At 41.2% G+C, this 20821-nt stretch carries 22 protein-coding genes; 17 read left to right on the top strand and 5 right to left on the bottom strand.

Annotated features, from left to right (window positions below; genetic code table 11):
* Positions 1 to 112: 112 nt before the first annotated feature.
* Positions 113 to 505 (top strand): RDD family protein, encoded by a 393-nt coding sequence (locus tag KR50_RS03575; RefSeq protein WP_041055008.1) that lies wholly within the window; start codon positions 113 to 115, stop codon positions 503 to 505.
* A 159-nt stretch (positions 506 to 664) separates the two neighbouring features.
* Here the strand turns inward: KR50_RS03575 and KR50_RS03580 are convergent, their stop codons facing one another.
* Positions 665 to 1795, bottom strand: a complete 1131-nt coding sequence (locus KR50_RS03580) for a M14 family metallopeptidase (protein WP_041055013.1) — start codon at positions 1793 to 1795, stop codon at positions 665 to 667.
* 213 nt (positions 1796 to 2008) lie between these two features.
* Here KR50_RS03580 and KR50_RS03585 point away from each other — a divergent pair, with 213 nt between their 5' ends.
* The 14 genes from KR50_RS03585 (at position 2009) to yunB (ending at position 14748) form a co-directional block, all read left to right on the top strand.
* Positions 2009 to 2281 (top strand): hypothetical protein, encoded by a 273-nt coding sequence (locus tag KR50_RS03585; protein WP_041055016.1) that lies wholly within the window; start codon positions 2009 to 2011, stop codon positions 2279 to 2281.
* 127 nt (positions 2282 to 2408) lie between these two features.
* Entirely contained in the window at positions 2409 to 3041 is a 633-nt protein-coding gene (locus KR50_RS03590; RefSeq protein ID WP_041055021.1) for a hypothetical protein, read from the top strand.
* Positions 3042 to 3189: 148 nt separating this feature from the next.
* Positions 3190 to 3768 carry a TVP38/TMEM64 family protein gene (locus KR50_RS03595; protein ID WP_232304234.1) on the top strand — a complete coding sequence of 193 codons (579 nt, stop codon included), beginning with the start codon at positions 3190 to 3192 and terminating at the stop codon, positions 3766 to 3768.
* A 361-nt stretch (positions 3769 to 4129) separates the two neighbouring features.
* Complete coding sequence (locus tag KR50_RS03600; RefSeq protein WP_041055025.1) at positions 4130 to 6217, top strand: acyltransferase family protein; 2088 nt, start codon at positions 4130 to 4132, stop codon at positions 6215 to 6217.
* Positions 6218 to 6478: 261 nt separating this feature from the next.
* Positions 6479 to 7399: a DMT family transporter gene (locus KR50_RS03605; protein ID WP_041055027.1), complete on the top strand. Its 921-nt coding sequence runs from the start codon at positions 6479 to 6481 to the stop codon at positions 7397 to 7399.
* Between the two features lie 99 nt (positions 7400 to 7498).
* Positions 7499 to 7684, top strand: a complete 186-nt coding sequence (locus tag KR50_RS03610; RefSeq protein ID WP_041055030.1) for a hypothetical protein — start codon at positions 7499 to 7501, stop codon at positions 7682 to 7684.
* A 162-nt stretch (positions 7685 to 7846) separates the two neighbouring features.
* Complete coding sequence (locus KR50_RS03615) at positions 7847 to 9382, top strand: flotillin family protein (RefSeq protein ID WP_041055033.1); 1536 nt, start codon at positions 7847 to 7849, stop codon at positions 9380 to 9382.
* Between the two features lie 92 nt (positions 9383 to 9474).
* Positions 9475 to 9726, top strand: a complete 252-nt coding sequence (locus KR50_RS03620; RefSeq protein WP_041055037.1) for a hypothetical protein — start codon at positions 9475 to 9477, stop codon at positions 9724 to 9726.
* A gap of 106 nt (positions 9727 to 9832) precedes the next feature.
* The gene (gene modA, locus KR50_RS03625; RefSeq protein ID WP_041055699.1) at positions 9833 to 10615 is read left to right on the top strand and encodes a molybdate ABC transporter substrate-binding protein; all 783 of its coding nucleotides are present in this window, start codon (positions 9833 to 9835) and stop codon (positions 10613 to 10615) included.
* A complete protein-coding gene (gene modB, locus KR50_RS03630; protein WP_041055039.1) occupies positions 10616 to 11272 on the top strand; it encodes a molybdate ABC transporter permease subunit in 657 nt (218 codons plus the stop codon). It abuts the gene before it with no gap.
* A gap of 346 nt (positions 11273 to 11618) precedes the next feature.
* Entirely contained in the window at positions 11619 to 12116 is a 498-nt protein-coding gene (locus KR50_RS03640; RefSeq protein ID WP_041055045.1) for a hypothetical protein, read from the top strand.
* Positions 12117 to 12351: 235 nt separating this feature from the next.
* Complete coding sequence (locus KR50_RS03645) at positions 12352 to 13056, top strand: beta propeller repeat protein (RefSeq protein WP_041055048.1); 705 nt, start codon at positions 12352 to 12354, stop codon at positions 13054 to 13056.
* The gene (locus KR50_RS03650; RefSeq protein WP_041055052.1) at positions 13053 to 13907 is read left to right on the top strand and encodes a hypothetical protein; all 855 of its coding nucleotides are present in this window, start codon (positions 13053 to 13055) and stop codon (positions 13905 to 13907) included. Before KR50_RS03645 ends, KR50_RS03650 begins: the two co-directional genes overlap by 4 nt.
* Positions 13908 to 14040: 133 nt before the next feature.
* Positions 14041 to 14748, top strand: coding sequence for a sporulation protein YunB (yunB, locus tag KR50_RS03655; protein ID WP_269746055.1), 708 nt, complete (start codon positions 14041 to 14043; stop codon positions 14746 to 14748).
* 64 nt (positions 14749 to 14812) lie between these two features.
* On the opposite strand, the gene KR50_RS03660 is transcribed toward yunB, so the two are convergent.
* The 3 genes from KR50_RS03660 to KR50_RS03670 all read right to left on the bottom strand — a co-directional run bounded on the left by KR50_RS03660 (position 14813) and on the right by KR50_RS03670 (position 18028).
* Positions 14813 to 16138, bottom strand: a complete 1326-nt coding sequence (locus KR50_RS03660) for a hemolysin family protein (RefSeq protein WP_041055059.1) — start codon at positions 16136 to 16138, stop codon at positions 14813 to 14815.
* 134 nt (positions 16139 to 16272) lie between these two features.
* Entirely contained in the window at positions 16273 to 17580 is a 1308-nt protein-coding gene (locus tag KR50_RS03665; protein ID WP_041055062.1) for a hemolysin family protein, read from the bottom strand.
* Positions 17581 to 17617: 37 nt separating this feature from the next.
* Positions 17618 to 18028, bottom strand: a complete 411-nt coding sequence (locus tag KR50_RS03670; RefSeq protein ID WP_232304243.1) for a MerR family transcriptional regulator — start codon at positions 18026 to 18028, stop codon at positions 17618 to 17620.
* 176 nt (positions 18029 to 18204) lie between these two features.
* Between KR50_RS03670 and KR50_RS03675 the strand changes: the two genes are divergently transcribed.
* Positions 18205 to 18987, top strand: coding sequence for a GNAT family N-acetyltransferase (locus tag KR50_RS03675; protein WP_041055065.1), 783 nt, complete (start codon positions 18205 to 18207; stop codon positions 18985 to 18987).
* A 47-nt stretch (positions 18988 to 19034) separates the two neighbouring features.
* Here KR50_RS03675 and KR50_RS03680 read toward each other — a convergent pair whose 3' ends face one another.
* Positions 19035 to 19790, bottom strand: coding sequence for an RsbR, positive regulator of sigma-B (locus KR50_RS03680; RefSeq protein ID WP_041055067.1), 756 nt, complete (start codon positions 19788 to 19790; stop codon positions 19035 to 19037).
* 284 nt (positions 19791 to 20074) lie between these two features.
* Here KR50_RS03680 and KR50_RS03685 point away from each other — a divergent pair, with 284 nt between their 5' ends.
* On the top strand, positions 20075 to 20815 hold the full coding sequence (locus KR50_RS03685; protein WP_052476740.1) for a hypothetical protein: 741 nt from the start codon (positions 20075 to 20077) through the stop codon (positions 20813 to 20815).
* Positions 20816 to 20821: the final 6 nt, after the last annotated feature.

The raw sequence follows: 20821 nt of genomic DNA on the forward strand, positions 1-20821 counted from the left end.
AATAGTACTCACCTGGGGACCCTTCTGAAAAAAGGGTCCTTGTTTTTTCTTTCGCCTGATTCTATGAGTTTGTTATACTTAGGAAATAACTTGAAAATATAGGAGGGCTCTGATGGAGACGATTACAAAAAAACGTACAAAGGCCATTTTAATTGATTTGGCCATCTCCGGACTTGTGACAGCTGGAGTTGAACAATTCCTTCGTAAAAAGGTGAAAAATGAGTTTGTTCATATGATGATTACGCCGACAGTAGTCCTGTGGGGACTTGAGTACATTCAGCTTCACTGTGGCGGTCAGACAATTGGCTATAAAAAAATGGGGCTCACGCTCGAAAGCATAGACGGGACGGAACTGTCTACAGAACAAATTTTAAAGAGATTGGTGTACAGAGATACTTTAAGCACACTCGATTTGTGGAAAAACCGGGCCTCCTTTGAAGGAGAAGAAGGTGCTGTACTGCCTCATGATGCCTTCGCTGGTACGGTTGTAAGAGAACAAGTATAACAAAGCTCTACATGTGAACCTCCTGAAGAATATAAAGTAAACATAAAAATCTCCATTCGTTCCTTTAAAGGATGAAACGAATGGAGATTTTTAATTTACTTCTTTTAAATGAATGCAGTCAGAAGATCTCAGTGGACTTTCATGATAACGTTCATGCATTTAGCCTCTAATCGTATAGAGTCCTTCTGCTTTAAATACACCCTTTATCGCATTGCGGCCCTCTGTCAGAACGGCTAGTCTCCAGTCGTGATCGTCAGGGTAGAACATGGCCTTAAATTCGCTGAGAATTTTCTGACGGTCTTCTTCATGCTCAGCTCCTTCATGATAAAGCCTGTTTTCAAGCGTAATGGTTAAGAATTCACGAATATTCGCAGACATGCTCGTTCCGAATGTGCCAAACTCAAAAAGAGCAGAAAACAGTCTTGTTTGAGGGAATTCCAGGTTCTTGATTTCATAGAAATGATTTGTTGAATCACCTTTCACATCACCGGGACTGAAGGTTTTTACATTTTTCAAGCCATATTCCTTCTTCAGTTCTTTATCACTGCGGCCATCATTTTCACTCATAACCATGGTGACCTCTTTCGTCGGTCCAAGAGCAGTATGCCAGTCCATGTGAATGACTTTGCTGAAAGTGGACAGCAATTTTCGCTGAATCGAAATTAAAAAGACAGCAGACTCTTCCTTTTCTTTTCCTCCGAAATAAACCCCGGTAGGAAATTCAAACTGACCCATGCCTTTTGCTTCCATCAGGCCGCTGTAGCCTTCTGACACGACGCCTCTTGACATATGATTGCGAATTTCTGACTCTTCCACCAGATAGCTTTTAATTTTTCCGTCTGGCAGAAATAACTTAAGTAAACGTTCATATTCTTTATTTATGTCTTCTGGAACACTTGAATCCACTAAATAGTTACGATTTAAATCCACATTGTTTTCAGTAACACGTCTGAAATGCTTCATTCCCCACGGATTCAGCGCGTGAATTAAGCAAATCCCTGTTCGTTTTACATCCACCAGATCTGCAAGCTCACTTGCAAAAACATCGAGCATCGCCGCACCTGCATAGCCTTCAATTCCATGCTCACCTGAAGTCATAAATAGCACACGCTCATTCGTTTCAGTACCCTCGGCGTAAATCATATCAATCGTATTGTCTTCTTCTTTGCCGATTGAGTGCGACGTAAGCTCGGCGTTAGGCCAAAGCGCTTTAATGATATCAAAATTTTTGCGGAAAACCTTTCGTGATTCCTCATAGGTTTTTGGGAAATAATCATCAATTGCTTTCATTTTACGTATCCTCTCCTCATCGTTCTTCTTATTACATAGCTTTCCACTTAAGTTGAATGCTGAAACATCAACAGAAACAAAGTACAAGTTCTTGTGAAAACAAAAAATAAAAGACTTCGAAATAGGACGATGTACTAAGCAGATTTACCACACACGCATATAGTAAATCAGAACGAATAAATAGAGGAAGTGAACTCGTTGGATAGGAGAAGAATGAATCGTCCACCCGGGCTGTGCCTGTTTCCTGGATATAATTGGTGTGGTCCGGGATGCAGCGGTCCCGGGGCCCCGGTAAATGAAGTCGATGCCTGCTGCAAAACCCATGATGAATGCTACGAACGAGGCGGGTCAATGTGTGAATGCGACCTCGCCTTTCTTGAGCAGCTGAAAAAACATGCAAATCCCCGAACAGAACAAGGCAAAAAAGCCGCTTTGATGCATGACTTTATCAAATTTAGAATGGCGTTCACTTGTGGAAGGAGATAGAGAGATAATTACCTGTCTAAAAACCTTTTCATTACAAAAGTTGTAATAAAAAGGTTTTTTTGTTTGGAAGTAGAAACTAATATATACGTCTGTTAAAACAGGTGATGCTAAAAAAGGGAGGTTGAGTATGAGCAATTCATACAGAGCATACGGCTGTTTTGTAAAGGAAAAAGGGTATACATTCAGGACATCTGCTTTTCTGCAATGGGGAAAAGGAACAAATTCTTTAGGCTGCTTTCTTTTACTAAATCCGGGAAGTTCAGAACCTTTAAAAAAGAGCAGCTTCTCAAACGTAAAAGAAGTGTACGAGCTTAAAGTAGACCCAACAATGACACAAATGGGGAGACTGGTCAGCAGGATCAATGAAGACAAGTCGCTGGACGGGAGAGTTCATATTTATAATTTATTTTCATTAAGGAATCCGAAGAGTAATTCAGCTATAGGTCTGTACGAGACAATCTCTCAACAGCATGAAACGACCATTATGGATGAACTTCCACTCTTAGAAGAACTCAAACAGCACCCGTGGATGTGTTACGGTTGGGGCATTCACGCGACTAAATATCGGCATTTATCTGCAAGAAAGAATAAGTGGATGGATCATGTGAAATATTCTCAGGTTCCTGCATTTGGTAAGATGCATGCAAATGGACAGGATTACTACCATATTCGCCCGCATTTAATTAGAAACCAACATAAAATTATAGAGGACTTAACCGGAGAGTATTTTAAATGCTTAAATAGTCCAGCTAAAAGATGAACCCAGGGTATGGTAAAATATAAAAACATTAATCGAATTCTGCCCTTCTCCTATTATCGGAAGAGGGCTTCTTTAATTTCATGCTTTTGCCGAAAGTTCCCTTATTCAATTAGCCCCGTATTGTGTAAAATGAATACGGAATGATTTTTTGAAGGGGGAAATAAAGCTGGATACGATTTTGTTTGATTGGTTTCAACATAACCCTTCACTGGCGATTGGCATAAGTTTGCTGGCAAGTGTGATCATCAGTGTATTTGCCTTCATACCCAGTTTTTTTCTTACAACAGCGAATATCGCTTTTTTTGGTTTTGAACAAGGGTTGCTTCTCTCTTTTGCAGGAGAGGTTTTAGGGGCGATTGTCAGCTTCTATTTATATAAAAAGGGAATTTTGTTATTGAAAGACCGCGGAAAGGCCAAGTATGTTAGATGGTTCGCACGGTTTGAGCAAGTAAAGGGTGTTAGAGCCTTTGGCTTGGTAATTGCCCTCCGTTTACTGCCTTTTATGCCGTCAGGTCTCGTCACTTTGCTCGCAGCGACTAGTTCAATGGGCGCTCTTTCTTTTATTGCCGCGAGTACTATAGGGAAAATTCCTGCGGTTGCATTAGAAGCGTATGGAGCGAATCAGCTGCTTCTTTTAAATAAAAATATACTTTGGTTAGTGGCAGCTAGTATAGTGATTTTTGTTTTCGTGTCTAAAAGAGCGTTGTCACGAGACGAACATACATGATCTGCGCGAGTATATTCTGAACTTAACCTTTTCGGTACAAAGGTCTAGCTAACATGGTTTGTTGAATAACGGCTTTATGATTTGATCCTTTACTAATGATTTCGGACGGGTGGATTCCTGACCGTTTCTTTAGAAAGGATTTTTTATTGCCTAATTAATAGTTTCGAAGATGCTGATTCTCTTAAATCATTCCTCTGGATCAGCTTGCAAGTTACAAAGACCAGTTTCACAGCCTTTTTCCAGTATATATAACTACTTTAATCAATTATTTTAAAAAGTTAAATACATATTATGACAAGCTATAGGTAATATGATACGATAGGTAACATGTTTGTTATTATTGTAACGGGAGTGAAATTTTTTGAAGGATATACCTAATCAAAGACGAATTCGCGTAGAACTAGAGGGGTTACGAGCAGTAGCTGCCATTTTAGTTGCCATATACCATATATGGTTCAACCGTGTTTCGGGTGGAGTCGATGTATTTTTCGTCGTATCAGGGTTTTTAATTACAACTTCTCTTTTATCGATGTATAACCGAAAAGGCAGGATTTTGTATTTTTCGTATGTAGTCAAGTTGTTAAAACGGTTACTGCCAACTGCGTGGATAATCGGAGTCATTACCTTTGTAGCAAGCTTATTTTTATTACCGCTTTTCACAAGGTACCAAGTATTAAGTGAATTTATAGCATCCTCATTTTATTTTCAAAACTGGAGATTGGCAATTGATGCAGTTGATTATTTAGCTCAAAATAATTCTGCGTCTCCGTACCAGCACTTTTGGGCATTAAGCATTCAGTTCCAATTTTATTTACTATGGCTGATTCTATTTTCTATTGCGGTCTCTTTAAGGAAAATAGTAAAAATAGATATGAAGAAAGTACTTATTCCTACTATTAGTATAGTGATTTTAGCATCACTGACCTATTCAATCTATTTAACAAGCGTAAATCAGCCAGTTGCTTATTATCATACCTTTACGCGTGTGTGGGAATTTGGTATTGGCGGAATTCTTTCTTTAACAATTCATAAAATTTCTATTAAGAAATCACTCGCCTGGATCATGGGGTGGATGGGCCTATTTGGCTTATTAAGCGGTGGAATACTGTTTCAAGTTTCGAGTGTATTCCCAGGTTATGCGGCATTGTGGCCGGTTTTATCAGCGGTGTTTATCATCGTGGCAGGGAATCATGCAGAACATTTCAGTGCTTATAAAGTTTTGAGCTGGAAGCCACTTGTTAAATTTGGTGGAATCTCTTATGCGTTTTACCTATGGCATTGGCCTCTATTAATCTTTTATTATGCCTATTTTGACGTTGAACAGGTTTCGATCATCAACGGATTATTGATCATGACGGTCGCAGCAGTTTTTGCTTACTTAACAATCAGGCTTATTGAGAAGCCAATCAGGACGATAGAAATTCCTGTTTGGAAGACAGCTTCTACAATTCTTGCAATGTCAATTCTATTAATAGTCTCAGCACAGCTGTATCAGAATAATCTATTAGAACAAGATGAAACAGAGAGTGTCTCTGGCTCTTTAGATGTGGTAATGGAAGATATAGTAGTGGAGGATGCAGATATTCCGTCACATCCAGGTGCGTTAATTAAATTTTATACAGACGATCTGCAGGGTGATGAAGGATTTGAGGAATCATACCTGCCAAGATTGGATAATGCTTCTCAGGACAGAGCCGACATTTATCCGGATAGCTGTATTTTAGGCGGCGGCACAACGGATGTAAGAGTATGCGAATACGGAGAAGTAGAAAATTACACCAAAACGATCGCACTTGTAGGGGGTTCGCATGCTGCTCATTGGCAGCCCATGCTAAGTGAGGTTGTGAAAGATGAAAATATACGAATCCAAACGTATTTAAAAGGAAATTGCCGCTTCACAACAAAAGTAGAATCAAAGTTTACAGAATGCAATGACTGGTTTGCGAATGTTATGCAGGCACTAGTTGACGATAAACCGGATTTGATTTTCTCAGTTGGGGACGCAGGTAAAAAAGACGAACACTTTGACACGGTGCCAGAGGGCTTTATCGATGCATGGGAATTCTTTGATTCTCAGGACATTCCTCTATTCTTAGTTAGAGATACTCCATGGTATGGTCAGAGCGTGCTGAACTGTATTAATGATAATCCGGAAAATCCTGAAGAATGTAAAGAAGACCGTGACGAAGTAATTAGAGATCCAAGTCCCTATTCTTTGGTAGAATCCTTTCCTGATAATGTAACAACAATGGATTTGACCGACTATTTTTGCGATGAAGACTACTGTTATTATGTAGTAGGAAATATCATTACGCACTTTGATAGTAATCATATTACGGCAACGTTCTCCAGAACATTCGCTCCTATTATGAAAGATGAGATCATGGAAGCTCTGGAAGGAACAAGTACGGCGGTAAATACAGAAGAATCCGATCTAACGACAAATTAATAATGAACGGGGGGCTGGGACATGTGTCTCAGCCTTTTTTTGTACACGGAACTTCTGATTTTCAAAATAAGGAAGTATTTATAATTGGCATTTATTGTACAATGAGGTATGGAAGTTGTGTCACCGCCTGACCACAGAATATCCAAAGTGGTGAGAATACACGAAGTTATGATGAGAGATTAATAGTCTTTAAAAAGGATAGCTTGCACAGTTTAAAGCCAGTTGATTTGAAACAGCAACTGGATGGGGAAGGAGAAGTTAATGAAATTATATAGTGCATTAATTCTATTAAGCTTAATTTGGGGACTTTCGTTTGTTTTTATAGAAGAATTAATTTCGACTGCGGGAGTTTGGGGAACTGTTTTTGTCAGGTGTCTTGCAGGTGCTGTCATCTTGATTCCGGTTCTTTTGTTGAAGAAAAAGCCAGAAAAAAAACAGCGTCCCCTGCCATGGAAAGCCATTATAACAGTCGGAGTTTTTAATGCGGGGCTGCCGTGGGGGTTGATCGCGCTCAGCCAGACCGAAATCACCAGCAGTGCTGCCGCGGTATTGAATGCTTCAACACCTATCTTAACTGCGGTGATGGGGTTTGCCGTTTTTTCTGTGCTCTTGAATAAACGTCAGTGGGGCGGGATTTTTCTGGGCTTCATTGGTATTTTAATCCTCATGAACTTTCAGTTGGGTGAATTATTTTCCGGACAATTTGTCGGGATTGGAACGATGATTCTAGCAGCCGCCTGCTATGGATTTTCTTCTCAATTTTCGAGAAGGTACTTAAAGGAAGTTAATGTATTTGTCCTAACCACACTTTCTTTGCTTGTTGGTGCCGGCATCGGAGGACTTGGTGCTGTTTTTACCACCCCGTCTTTATTCACTAATTTGGTCCAATCAGTCGATCTGCTTTTCGTAGGAGCAGTCATCGGGCTGGGGTGCCTGGGATCTGGAATTGCTCATCTGCTTTTCTATTATTTGATTAATGAAGGAGGAGCTGAATTTGCAACCACTGTAACCTATCTTGTTCCCTTAACCGCTATCCTGTGGGGGCATGTTTTACTGGATGAGGCCATCTCAAAAAATTTGATCGCAGGCTTAGTAACGATATTTATTGGCGTCTTCCTAGCGAATCAAAATATAAAATGGAACAGGCAGGCGAATGGATCTCTTAAAAGAAAGCAGGTATAAGGGTTGGTTGAATAGCTGGTTTTATTTCAAATTATCTATATGTGTTAACATAGAATAAACTGGGAATTCCTGATACTTAAAATGGAGGAGGAGAAGAACATGCACGTATCGTTTTGGCTGTCAATTTACTTTATTCTAGTTGGCTTTGTCGTTCTCATTTTTATAAAATGGTTAGCTGAAAAGAAAAACAAAACGACGACTCAATTCATGGTTGGGTGGATCATGGCTATAGCAGTATGGGGATCAGTAAGTGTTCTTCTAGTACCTTTCTTTATTTTTCAATAGATTCTTATTTAAATATAGGAGTGCGATCTTTACTTTTTGTCATTCGTTTGGAAAAATTTCCGCAAATCTGGAACCTTTCTCTCGTTCTTCCGTAGATATAGTCGGAATCATTAATTTTTTCTGAAGAATATCTTTAGGAAAACAAAAGGAGGAAGATTCATCATGGAAATGCTTCAGGCACTCACAATTATTGTTCCGATTTTAGTCATTCTGGCCATTGCAGGAGTAGTTGTGTTTATTTATTACAAGATTCGCTACAGAACGGCTCGCTCAAATCAGGCACTCATCATTACAGGGCCAAAATTGGGAGATACAGAGAAAGAGACAAATATATTTACTGATTTAGAAGGACGATCGATGAAGATTATCCGTGGGGGCGGCCATCTTTTACGGATGCACCAAACGGCTACACCTGTTGAACTGACTTCATTTCAGCTGAAGCTGACAACACCTCGTGTTTACACAAATGGAGGGGTGCCAATTGTGGCAGATGCGGTTGCGATGGTCAAGGTCGCGGATACGTTAAAAGGAATAGCGAATTACGCTGAGCAGTTTCTTGGTAAAAAATCATCAGAACTTGAAGAAGAAATTGCTGAAGTCCTGAGTGCAAACTTGCGGGCGATTCTATCAAAAATGACAGTAGAGCAAATTAATGAAGACCGTGAATCATTTAACGCGCAGGTAACTGACGTTGCGCAAAAGCAGCTTGATGATATGGGATTCCGGATTACATCACTTGGCTTGACGGATCTGCGAGATGCAGACAGTGAAAACGGCTATCTAGAAAATCTGGGCCGTCCGAGAATTGCTGAGGTTCGAAAGCTTGCAGAAATCGCAGAAGCAAACAGTGAAAAAGAAACGCGAATTCAGCGTGCGAACTCTGATAAGGAAGCAAAAGAAGAAGAATACAAGCGCCAAACAGAAATTGCGGCTGCACAAAAAATTAAAGACTTAAAAGATGCATCCATTAAAGAAGAAACCGAGCGTGCACGTGCAAAATCAGAACAATCGTACATACTGGAAAAAGCCAAACTTGATAAGCAGGTGCAAGAAGAGGAACTAGGTATACTTGCCAAGCGAAAAGAAGAAGAGCTTCGTATTCAGCAATACGAGCGCTCACGCCAGGTTGAAATTGAAGAAGAAGAAAACAAAATCCGCAGGGCCAAGTCAGATGCAGACTATTACACTGTCACAAGACAAGCAGAAGCGGACGCGCGCAAGGCTGAAATAGACGGAGAAGCGAAGGCGAAAATTAAACGTGAAGAAGGTCTTGCTGAAGCACAAGTTATCCTGGAGCGCGGTAAAGCAGAAGCAGAATCAAGACGTCTCTTGACTGAAGCCATTGCACAGCACGGGGAAGTTATTCTGGCAGAGAAACTCATTGAAATGCTGCCGATCTATGCAGAAAAAATTGCACAGCCATTATCAAATATTGATTCGGTAAAAATTATTGATACAGGCAACGGCGACGGTGTTTCCGCATACGGGAAAAGCATCACTCAGACCATGGTTGCGCTGCAGGAACCATTAAAGGAACTTGTAGGAATTGATGTCTCCAAGCTTCTTTCGGATGTAGTGAACCGCGGGAATACCCATACGGTTGTTTCTGAAAAAGAAAAAGCACAAGCCTCTCAAAATGGCGTTCAGCCTCCTGCAACTCAGGGACCGCAGACTGAGGAGCCAAAGAAGGAAGACTGACCACCATTTAATTCATAAAAAACAAACATGGAAGAGGTTGAGACTCAATGTTCTCAACCTTTTCTTATACTTGAAAAGAAGGAGGAAATGAAGTGAGGTTGCTGTCGCTACTTGAGTTACTAATCCTTGCGGTCATGTTCGGCTGGTTCTTCTATGTATTGGACCCTTTAATGGAAGATCGCTGGACTGCTTACTTGGCTTTCATAGGGATTGCTACCGTCATTACAATCCTTTTTTATAAGCTCGAGGGGAAAATTCCCATCCTGGAAAAACGATTGGACCAAAAGATCAGTTTGCTGCTTATCTTTTCTATCGTCATGATTCCAATATTATTGGCTTGGTGAACTAGAGGTAGGCTGTCCAAAAGCAGTACCGCAACTTCCCGTTGTCCTCGCAGATGTTCTTTCGCTATAATTAGCTATATCGATCAAGAAGGGAAGAACCTGGGTGATGATACGAATTAGGCTAGTGCTCCTGCTTGTGTTTGTTGTGCTGGTGGCAGCGGCCTGCTCGCCTGAAACAGAAAATCAGGAGAAGGAAACCGTTGAGCTGACCATTTCGGCAGCCTCAAGCCTTCAAGATGCATTGAGAGAAATTAAAACGGAATTTGAAAAGGATTACCCCTACATAAAAATCAATTATAATCTTGCTTCTTCCGGGACGCTTCAGCAGCAAATCTTACAGGGGGCGCCGGTGGATGTGTTTCTTTCTGCTGCAGCAGAAACATTTGATCCGCTTGTGGAAGAAGGACTGATTGATTCAGACCAATCGGTTGACTTGCTGGGAAATGAAATCGTCCTCATCGTTCCTAAAGGAACCCAAAGCGAATTTTCGTCGTTTGATCAAATTGTTTATGCAGAGCGAATTGCCATTGGCACTCCTGACTCCGTCCCGGCAGGCATCTACGGGAAAGAGGTGCTTGAAAATGTATCTGTTTGGGAGAAGACTGAAAGCAGCTTAATTTTTGCCAAGGATGTCAGGCAGGTTCTGACGTATGTAGAAACGAATAATGTGGATGCCGGCATCGTGTATAAAACAGACGCACTTCGTTCAGATAAAGTTGAGGTTGCGGCTGAAGCGGACGAAGAAGACCATACTCCCATCGTGTATCCGGCTGGCGTTGTGAGCTCGGGTAATCATCCGAAGGAAGCAGCGCTTTTCTATCAATACATACAAAACGATAAATCGATGGATTTGTTTAAAGAATACGGTTTTAAGGATTTGATTAAATAAATGACACAGGATTTTTGGGGACCCGTCCGATTATCGATTGAAATCGCAACTGTATCCAGTTTTTTTGTGCTGATTTTTGGACTGTTGCTTGGCAATTTCATGGCAAATAGAAAGTTTAAAGGAAAGATCGCAGTAGAAACCGTGTTTCTTCTGCCTCTCGTCCTGCCCCCTTCTGTGGTTGGTTTTCTGCTAATTATGATCTTTGGGCGAAACAGTCCAATCGGTCAATCGATAGAATGGCTGTTTGATCAACCCATCATGTTTACCTGGTGGGCGGCAGTTATCGCTTCTTCTGTTGTTGCTTTTCCGCTTATGTATCAAGCATCGAAAACAGGATTTGAATCTATTGATGAAGATATTCAGCGGGCAGCACGCGTCGATGGTGCGAGTGAGCGTACACTTTTTCTATATGTCTCGGTTCCGCTTGCATTAAAAGCAATTATTGCAGGAGGCATCCTGAGCTTTGCCAGAGCGTTAGGTGAATTTGGTGCCACCCTGATGTTTGCGGGAAATATCCCAGGTAAAACCCAGACTGTCCCGACTGCGATTTACATGGCAATAGATTCAGGAAATATGGATCTTGCCTGGCTTTGGGTAGCCTGCATGGTGGGGCTTTCTTTTTTCATGCTTACCCTCGTCAGTCTAATACGATCATAGATGTGCAATTCAGTTCGTTTACCTCTAGGCGCAGTCTTATTTCATGATGTAGATTTCAGGCGATTCGAACGATGTGTTTTTCACTTCTTGGGAACAACTAGTAGGTTTAGTAGGCGGAAGTTTTGTTTTGTTCTATCTACTCGGCTTTGTGCATTTTCAGGGGAAAACGGTATCGTTTCATACTGGCTCTTTCGTTCCGAAACGGAAGAGTTTTTTTGTGAAAAAAATTAGGAAGAAGGAGATCGACTGCAGGAAGGAGAATGCAAGAGGAAAGAGAAGCAACGTTTATCTTGATCTGATAAGGGTAAAATTACCATAAAGATTTTCTACTATGAGGAGTGAGCACTTGAATAAAAGCAGGATGGTCATTTGGTCCGTTTTTGCCTGTTTTGGTCTTGCGTTTCTGGTCATTTACCTTACTGGAAATGAAAATGCTGAAAACATTGAAGCGCAGCTAAAAGAGCGGCAGGGGAACTTTGACTCAATAATAAAAGAAAAAGAAACCAGTCATGGAATGCTCGTTTTTTATACACTGAGAAAAGAGGAAAGAGCAGGTATAGGCCTGGCGCTGTTTAAGGAAGAAAGCGAAGGGAACTGGGTGTATCAGGATGGAACGGCGCATCTCTCCAATCTCAATCGGCGCTCATTTCTCTCAGACTATATCGAAATTGACGAAGAAATCAAAGTCGTTTACGGGTATGTGCATGACTCCTCCATTCTTGATATGAACTTAGTAAAAGAGATGGAACTTGAAAATGATACGTTAATGGTGAGTGATTCGCATATTGCCTACACCTTTGTTGAAAAAGATAAAAAAGTAAAAATACAGCCGGTTGACAACTAGGTTGATGTACTTTTAAATTGTGAAAAAGCTGTGAAAGGGAGAGGCCTTTCACAGCTTTTCCTCTTAAGATTTCATGCCCTTCACTTGTGTTACTGCAAGTTAATTTTTAACTAGTAGAATTCCGTGAAATGAAAAGCATGGACAATCAACCGAAGCAGTTTGGCATTCCGGGTCTATGGACTGTTTTACTTAAAAGAAGGAGTTAAGTTTAACTCTTTTATCAGGAGCTGAGAGCGTGAAAGGAAAACGGACAGTTGTCACAGGGATCATTTTGTTAGTCATCGTTGTTGCTTATGCCACCTTTAAGCTAAGTTTGGATTATTTACAAACCAAGGAAGCATCCTATATTCCTCGGGATCCTTACAGAGAAGAAACAGTATTGGAAGAAGACATCGTGCGTCAAGAACCAAGAAGAATGATTTCTCACCCTGCCCCGTCGACAGAAGAGCGGGAGCTGCCGGTGGAAGCTGAAAAAAAGTATACCGTTTATGAAAATTCCCTATATGTCACAACGAACGAAGGGGAATCCTGGTTGAGGGTGCCGGATGACGAAACGGCGGGTTATTCAAGAATTAGCGATTACCTGGACGTTATATCATCTCACAGCATCTATCTGTCGAATGAAAGAATAAGCGTGGTCTATGGAGGCAGGGGAATAGAGAATCTATCCGTCCTGACAACGCGTGATCGTGGAGAAGTATGGAGTGTCGGCAGTGTTCCTAAAACGGCAAGCGGCGAACTGAATAAGGGATACGAGGAACTTTATATTGATTTTCTAGAGGATGGAACAGGGTATATTACTGCTGTGCCGGAAACAGGTGAGTCCATCCTGGCGTTCAGAAGTGTAAATAACGGGGTAACATGGGATCCTATTGAAAACAGGGATGCGCTATATACAGAAATTCTCAGGCATTTTGAGGTAAGGGAGGTGTCTGAATGATACGGAACCGGAAAATAAAATGGTTTCTTTCAGCAGGAATTTTTCTCCTATTTTTATTTCAACTATTGAGTATAGGAATCGCTGAACCACGCGGGTATTCTCTCTTATATGACTGGATGGCTTATGCGGTCAACTACGTGATTGTGATCATGATTCTTTTCCTTTACATACAAAACCTTTACGTCAGATGGGCCGTTCGAATGGCAGCTGTCATTCTGATTGTGAGTACGACCACCTTCTTTCTTTTCAAAGGGGATGTTCATCTAGTGGTTGAACAGTCGGAGGATCGGCGTCATGAGGTGATTTTAAAGGAATATAGCGAAATGAAACAGGAAACAATCAGCCTGAAACGAATTGCATGGATCTTTGGAAAACAAACAGGGATTTTGACGGGGAGCTCAGATTATAAGACGATTGAGAGAGATACATATAAAGTAGAGTGGCATCATGGAGATACAGCTGTCATTACGTATCAAGCATCAGAAGAAAAGGACTCCCTCGAGCAGGAAGTGGTCAACTTCAGGCCATCTTCTTATGTCAGTTATCAGAATGCGGTTGTCGGTTTGATGGGGAAATGGGTTGACGTTGATCAGCCTGAAAATTTCTTGCTGGCTGAAGGCAGTCAATTTGTCTATGCGCGCGATGGTGAACTTTTTTATTATCGTGCTGAGGATGCAGAGCAGCATGGAATTTATGCGGTGACGCTTAAAGGCATGGAACAAAATCCATCACTGACAATCGTGCTCAGCCCCGAGGCAGAGTTTGGTGATGATAATCTGATAAGCGGGTCCATTACGATTCATCCTGTGACGCTCGACCCGGCAGATGGTGCGATCTATGAGAGAGAATAGAAGTTCTTCAGTATGTCAGGCTTGTGCATATTCTGACACTCTTTAAAAGGGGAGAATGACGCATGCTGCTAGGCACCCGTTTAAATTTGGAGGCATATAGTAGGGTAAACGAGGAAAGCTGATGTGAAGCATGATGAAGTTTCGGAAGAAAGGTACGCTGTCTTTGCGAGCAAGCTTCATGATTTCATTTGTCCTTTTTATTATCTCAACTTTGTGCAGTGTCTGGCTGATCGATAAACGAATCGAACCGAGTATTATGAATATAGCAGAAACAAAGACACACGATATAGCCATTCAGGCAATTAATGAAGCGGTGTCGGAGGAAATGACGAACGAGTTGGATATAAAAGATTTAGTCATTTTTCAAGAAACAGGTGAAGGAACAGCTTATAGCTTTAACCCGGTTTTGTATAATCGGCTGGATAATGAGGCGTCAAACAGAGTCCAGGAGTTTTTAAATAATGGCTACAAAGCAAAAGAAGCAGAAGCAAAAAACATAAAGCTTGAAGATGATATTATCTATTATATGCCCCTCGGAATGACAACAGATAATCTGCTTTTATCAACACTTGGTCCAAAGATTCCCATACAATTTGAAACCATTGGCAATGTGACGACAACGATCGAAACAACGCTGAAAGAAAGCGGGATTAATAATACGTATTTGGAGATTTTTCTGGAAGTGGATGTGGAAATGAAAGTCATTATTCCTTCTATGAGCAAAACAATGGAAGTGAAAAATCTGATCAAGCTAGGTGATTTATTCCTTAAAGGCGATGTGCCGGAGTATTATGGAGACGTTCCTGCCATTAACAATGATGAAGGCGGGGATGCTCCATGAAGTGCGGGTTTTCTCGCCATAACAGATAAAAAAAGCGAAGAGGAATGTCCTCTTCGCTTCGTTTTTATTCAGGGTCTGTTTCTTGCTTTGATTGTTTTAAAATTTCCAGAGAAACCAGCAGTGTCTGGTAGTTCTCCATTTCTGCAACAGATAAGCGGTATATTCCCTTTTGAATGGAAAAGTCTGATGCATTTTCTTCGTTGTGCCGCTGGATCCATCCGCCAATTGTATCAATCTCGTCACTTTCATCAAAATGCATGCCAAACCGCTCTTCCAATTCTTCAAGAAGCACACGACCGTTAATATGATAGGTCATATCATCAATTTGCTGGATATCTAAAAGTTCGTCCCCATCAAATTCATCTCGGATTTCACCGACAATTTCTTCTAAGATGTCTTCCATCGTGACAAGTCCGGCTGTACCGCCATATTCATCAATAACTAATGCAATATGAAGCCGCTGTGACTGCATTTGAAGGAGTACTTCTTTAATCGTTGCCGTCTCATGAACCAACAGCAGATCATGTGTGATGTCTCCAACGTTTATTGCCACACCATTTGCAAAGTTTGTGAGCATTTCTTTCACGTTAATAAAACCAATTACATGATCCTTGTCACCGTTTTCTGTAACGGGGTAACGGGTGTATTGATGTTCATCAAAAATCGGTAAAATCTCCTGCTGATTAAGGGACTGGTCTATGGCTATCATCTGGGTTCTGGGAACCATGATATCCTTAACTGCCCGATCATCAAATGCAAAGATATTGTTCAGGTAGGAAAGCTCAGTTTGATTAATCTCGCCGCCTTTATAGCTCTCAGTGACAATAATTTTTAACTCTTCTTCGGAGTGAGCCTGATCATGTCCTGCAGGCCCTACGCCAAAAGCACGAAGCAATAAGCGTGCCGAGCCGTTTAAAGTCCAAATTAAAGGTTTCATAATTTGACCAAACCAGTATAGCGGGCGGGCAAGCAAAAGCGTCATTCTTTCAGCATACTGAATAGCAAGTGTCTTAGGAGCGAGTTCTCCTACCACCACATGCAAAAAAGTAACAAAAGAAAAAGCGATAATAAAGGAAGCTGTAGCAGCTACAGAAGCCGGGACATCGAAGCTATCAAACACCGGATATAGAATTCGCTCAACAGTCGGCTTTCCAAGCCAGCCGAGACCAAGTGCTGTCACTGTTATTCCAAGCTGACAGGCAGACAAATAATAATCTAAATTACTGGACAGCTTTTTTGCGATAACCGCTTTTTTATTGCCCTCTGATACTAACTGATCAAGCCGTGACGCTCTTACCTTCACAACAGCAAACTCTGAACCAACAAAAAAAGCGGTCAGTGCAATTAATAAAACAAGTAAAGATAAATTCAAAACGATTATGGGATCCAATATTCTCCCTCACAAAAGAGGGATTCACCTCCGGGTTCGATTACTTTTCATTTGATTCTGTTAAAGGCCTCATTGATTTCATCTGCAGACGTCAGCTGAAAGGAGCTGACTTTTGCAGCCCCCAATAGCGCTTACTACGATGTTTTATTAAATAGTTCAAGTTTAAGCTGCAGGATCTGGTGGTTCTCCATGTTGGTTACAGTCCATCTGGCTTTTTTACCTTCAATGGAGTCCTTTTCCACTGGTTCGTTATGCTGGTGTTGAAACCATCCGCCGATCGTATCAACATCTTCACTGTCAGTAAAGGTAAGACCGAACTGTTCTTCAAGGTCCTGCAGAAGCACACGTCCATTAATATAGTAAGTCGATGAATCAACTTTTTGAATTTCAGGAATTTCATCTGTGTCAAATTCATCTTGAATTTCACCCACAATTTCCTCCAGGATATCTTCCATTGTAAGAAGTCCTGCAGTTCCTCCGTATTCATCAATGACAAGCGCAACATGGACGCGCTCGGTCTGCATTTTTAACAAAGCATCCTGCAACGGAGTGATTTCATTAATCAAAACCAGCTCATGAAGACTGTCCTCGATGGATTGCTCCCTGCCGGCAGCATAATGGGTGAGCATTTCCTTTACATTAATAAATCCTAAGATGTGATCCTTATCGCCGTTTTCAGTAACCGGATAACGGGTGAAATGATGATTATTTAAAACAGACAGCAGCTCTTTATGGTTCATATTTAATGTCAGCGTAGTCATCTGTGTACGGGGAACCATGATATCCTTTGCCACACGCTCATCAAAGGTAAAGATGTTTTCCATATAAGACAATTCTGTTTCGTTGATTTCGCCGCTTTGAAAGCTTTGAGCCATAATGATTTTCAATTCTTCTTCCGAATGAGCTTGTTCATGCCCTGCAGGCTGAACGCCAAAGCTTCGAAGGAGAATCCGTGCCGAGCCATTTAATGTCCAGATAAACGGATACATAATTTTACCGAACCAATATAAAGGAGAAGCGAGAAGCAACGTCATTTTTTCGGCAAATTGAATGGCAAGTGTTTTAGGGGCGAGTTCGCCGATGACGACATGTAAAAAGGTCACGATCGAAAAGGCCAGTGCGAACGAGATAATTGCCGCAGCCGTATTTGGGATATTAAAGTTCTCAAACACAGGGTGTAAAATCTTCTCAACTGTAGGTTCACCGAGCCAGCCTAATCCTAAGGCGGTTACCGTTATTCCTAGTTGGCAGGCAGAAAGGTAGTAATCCAGATCTGTAATTAATTTTTTCGCCGTCACAGCACGTTTATTTCCCTCAGAAATTAACTGGTCAATGCGTGACATTCGAACCTTTACGACCGCGAATTCTGAACCGACGAAAAAAGCAGTAGCGGCGATCAGCACGGCTACGAGTACTAAATTTAAAAGTAATAGACTGTCCAATGAGTTCCCTCTGTGTGAGGGATTCACCTCCGAAAGTTTATAATAAAGTTAAAAGCTGCATGACGACTGTCAGTTTATTTGATAAATCATTGTAAACGATGCGTTTTTCAGATGAAGGAGCGTCTTTTAGTGCTTCTTCGAGCTGAGTAACTTTTTTTTGAAGGCGCTCGATTTCTTCCTGCACTTCAAGAAAAAGAGGTTCTTGCTTTTGAGGCTGTACCTGCTTTAGCTGTTGAGCAATTTCATCCAGAGACATTCTTTGTTTTTTTAAAAATTTTACTCTTTCAAGTGTTTGAAGTACATTTTTTTCATACATCCGGTAATTTGATTCCGAACGCTCCGATGATAAAAAACCGTAACGAGTGTAGTAATCAATCGTACGGGTGGATAGACCGCTTAGTTTAGCAACCTCTCCTATACGAAGTAAATCCTCCCCAAGGGACAGCACCTCCAAATATACAATAAACTAAACATACCACATATTATCAAAAAGTATACAGTACAACGTGATGGTTTTAGGGGGATAGTTGTAAAAAAGAAAAAACAGGGTAGCAATAGCGGCGAATGAATGTGAAAATTAATAGAAAATGAGAGAAGAGTGCGTAAACGAGGAGGAAACCAGACGTGCAGCAAATCGTGCAACAAGGAGAAGATCAAGCATTGCGTTCAAGAATTCAAGTCTTTCAGCGATTTGACGAGAATCCGCTGGAGGCTGAATCCGGTCTGATTGAGGAGGCCAACTGTTTTAAGGTAAAAGGGATACCTGGACCTGCTTTTAACAAAGTGCGACATCTGAACGGTGAGAAAAGGGCTGCGATAAAGGATATAGAGGCATGGTATGGCAACACCCGTTTTCAAATAGAAGTAACGCCCTATGAGGCAAACAAAAAACTGTTTCATTCACTTCATAAAAATGATTTTTATCAAACAGGGTTTCATAGCTCATTTATGGGCCGTACGATAAAAGTGGCAGAATCAGCATTAACAACTTCCATTGAAATCAGGCCCCTCGGTGAAAAGGAGTTTGAGGATTTTGCAGACGTCTATGTAAAAAGCTTCGGGCTGCCAGACAGCATTAAAGAAGGAGTCAGACAAAATAACGAATGTTTAAGGGATGCTGAAGGGTGGAGTTTTGTAAAGGCTGTAGACAAAGGCGCCATAGCAGGTATAGCGGCTGTTTATGTTGAGAACAACGTCGCCGTTCTGGCATCATCAGCTGTCTTGCCAGCATTTAGAGGAAAGGGAATTCAGCGGGCGCTGATTAAAAAAAGAGCAGAAATAGCAAAGCAGGCAGGAGCAGCCTACATCACAGGTGAAGCAGCATTTTCAAGCGCGAGTCATAGAAATATGATCCAATGCGGACTGGAGCTCGTCTATACAAAAGCCCTTTACAACAAGGTGACATAAGAATGATAAGCGTTCAAAAGAAAGCTGTCTTTTGAACGCATATCACGCTATTCATGTTCGATGATGTATTGAAGCCCGTCATAGGTAGTAGAAAAAATGAGGACGTCACGTTCCAGACTGGTCATGGTCGCAGCAAGAGAAGCAGGTATGCCGACAATGATGCATTTGGAGCCGATTAAGCTAATGCAATCAATCAATTTTTGAAAATAATGTGTTACGCCATCTTCCCCAACATAAACGTCATTTAAGCTTAACAATACATAGTCAACCCTGTCTTTTACGCAACGCTCCAAAACGTTTGTGATGAGGAGGTCAAAACGCTCCAGATCAAATTCACCAATTAGGGGGATGGCAATGGCATTCTTCCACACTTTTAATATAGGCGTAGAGAGCGCCTGGATCAGTTTTTCTTTTTCTTTTTCTTCTTCAGCCTTCGTGGTGACATCCATCAGCATCACGATATAGCCTTCAATAGAATTTTCTTCCTGCACAATCGGTGTGATGACAATGTCAGCGACAAATTGATCCCGGATCGTGATGCGGGAGCGGTGAGGGCCCGTCAGCTGATCCATAATTTTTTGCTGATAACCAGGACGCTGATGAAAATGGTTCATGCTTAGTCCGATCAGGTCCTGGCTTTCTTTTAAACCGAATAAAGGAGCCACTGAAGAAAGAAGGTTTTTAGCATGTGAGTTCATCCACATAACCGTATATTGATTATCAGCAATGATGATCGTTTCCCCAATACTGTCCAAAGCATTAAGAGAAGTAATATTTTTAGGAATGTTTCCATATGCACTCATGTGTGATCTCCTATCCAGTGTAAGATCGATATAATTACCGTTCTTGTCTGATAACTTACTACTCTAGTATAACTCAATACCGAACAATTCCTGAAGTTTAATACCATGTTATTTGAGAAAAGCGCTATTCATTGAAACATTTAAGCTGTTTTAAAGAACGATTGATAGGATAAAAGAGCCGATTACTAGATTAAAAAGGGTTGATTACTTCAAAAAAGGAAGGATGGCCAAAAAATGCATGATCAACACCATCTAAAGCAAATAGAAGAAAAGAGAAAATCGTTGTGAAAAAGATTTTGGCATTTGAAAGCGCAGAAGAGGCAGTTTTTTTTGAACCAGTCATATCGCGGATGATGAAACGCCTAGATACATATAAAAAGTTCCTGGAGAAAAATTTCAAGTTAACTTCCTGTCCCAAAGGAGTTATTTGGACAAGCAGCGAATTAGCCACGAAGCTTTTTTCATCCCTTCCCATTCCTGCTTATGCACGTGAGGACTTTATATACATCTCACCGGACCTTAATGCCTGGCAGGACTTGATGGTGCGCCAGCTAGAGGATAAGGAACTGCCAGAGGTGCGGGCCTATTATGAACAGTTTGGAGAAGATGAGTTGTTTGAAATACTTGCTCACGAGCTGACACATTATATTGACTTGTTTGTGGATGAGTTTGATGATGAACGGACAGACAGTATTTGGTTTGAAGAAGGCATGTGTTTTTATCTTCCCCGGAAATATGGTCTTTCTAAAAAGAGTTTTGAGAAAATCACAGAGATCGAAGGAAGATTGGCTAAAGCATTCAGCGAACAGTACGATGATCGATCACTGGACGATTTCGGTGCTGGTAGCTATCAGCAATCTCTCTCTGGCATCATGTTTGATTATTGGAGAAGTTATTTGACAGTTTACTCCCTTGTTGAAAAAATGGGGGGAGATGAACAAAAGCTGTTTTCTCTTTACCATAAGTGGGATCGAACGGGACGGGAAATGAGTTTAACAGGGTATTTTCAGATGAATAAATTATAGCTTCTG

Source organism: Jeotgalibacillus campisalis, assembly GCF_000829515.1.
Classification (GTDB): Bacteria; Bacillota; Bacilli; order Bacillales; family Jeotgalibacillaceae; genus Jeotgalibacillus; species Jeotgalibacillus campisalis.